We start from the raw sequence: 1,221 nt of genomic DNA on the forward strand, positions 1-1,221 counted from the left end.
CCTGACGGATCCCCACGAAATAGCCAGAAGAATCAGAAGGATATAATTGAAAAGGCCTGCATGGATTGGCATGTTGTTAATCGCCAAACCAACAATATGCCGAAGGAGATCCATGCAGGCCCCTCGATTCTTGCATACTATGCTGACCTCATCACTCCCCTCGATCCATGCCAAACGCCTGCAGGCACTGCTCGACACGGTGGGGGCCCTGTTGGGTGAACGCCGCCTGGGCTTAACCGCCCTGGGCCGCGCCTTGCCGGGACCGGTGGCGACCAAACACACCATCAAGCGGGTCGATCGGTTGCTGGGAAACCCTCACCTGCACCAGGAGCGGCCGCTGTTCTATTGGCTCGTGGCCACCCTGCTGATCGGCCACACGACGCGCCCGCTGATTCTGGTGGACTGGTCGCCGATCGATGATCGCGGCCGGCAGTTCCTGCTGCGTGCCGCGGTTCCCTTCGCCGGGCGGTCGCTGCCGATTTTCGAGAAGGTCCATCACAAGGACGGCTGCTCTCGCTGCGAAGCCTACTTGCTGGCGGCCCTGGCCGAGATCCTGCCCGACAATGCGACACCGATCCTGGTCACCGATGCGGGCTTCCGCAACCCGTGGTTCAAGGCGGTCGAGGCGCGTGGTTGGACCTACGTTGGCCGGGTGCGCAGCCCCACGCGCTGCCAGGTGCCTGGCGACGCGTGGCAGCCAGTGACCGCCTTGTTTCAACACGCGAGCTCGGTACCGCAAGCGCTGGGTTCCGTCCAGATCGCCGAGAGCAACCCGCTGACCACCCGCATGGTGCTCTATCATCGACCGCCGAAGGGGCGAAAACATCGCAATAAGCGAGGTCAAGTCTCTCAGGGCGGCCACAGTCGGGCGATGGCCCAGCGCCAGAAGGAGCCCTGGGTGCTGGTCAGCAACCTGCCGGAGCGCTCCAGGTTGGCGGACAAGCTGGTCGCTATCTACCGGCAACGCATGCAGATTGAAGAAGGTTTCCGTGACATCAAGAGCCCCTTGTTTGGCCTGGGCTTCGGCATGCACCAATCTCGCCAGGGCAAACGCATCGAGATCCTGTTGCTGATTGCGCTGCTGGCCAATGTCGTCGTGATGGTGGCAGGCCTGCAGGTCCAGGCCAACGGGCACCAGCGGCGCTACCAGAGCAACAGTATTCGGCACCGGAACGTGCTCTCCGTATGGCGCTTGGGCCTGGAATGGCTGCGGCGTCATCG

General features: G+C 62.7%; 1 protein-coding gene. It reads left to right on the forward strand.

Annotation, left to right across the window (positions count from 1 at the left end; all coding sequences use genetic code 11):
- Positions 1-112 precede the first annotated feature (112 nt).
- On the forward strand, positions 113-1,221 hold a 1,109-nt coding region (locus FEI13_RS18780), incomplete at its 3' end, for an IS4 family transposase (protein WP_158294576.1).

The sequence above is a fragment of the Halomonas urmiana genome, assembly GCF_005780185.1.
Lineage (GTDB): Bacteria > Pseudomonadota > Gammaproteobacteria > Pseudomonadales > Halomonadaceae > Halomonas > Halomonas urmiana.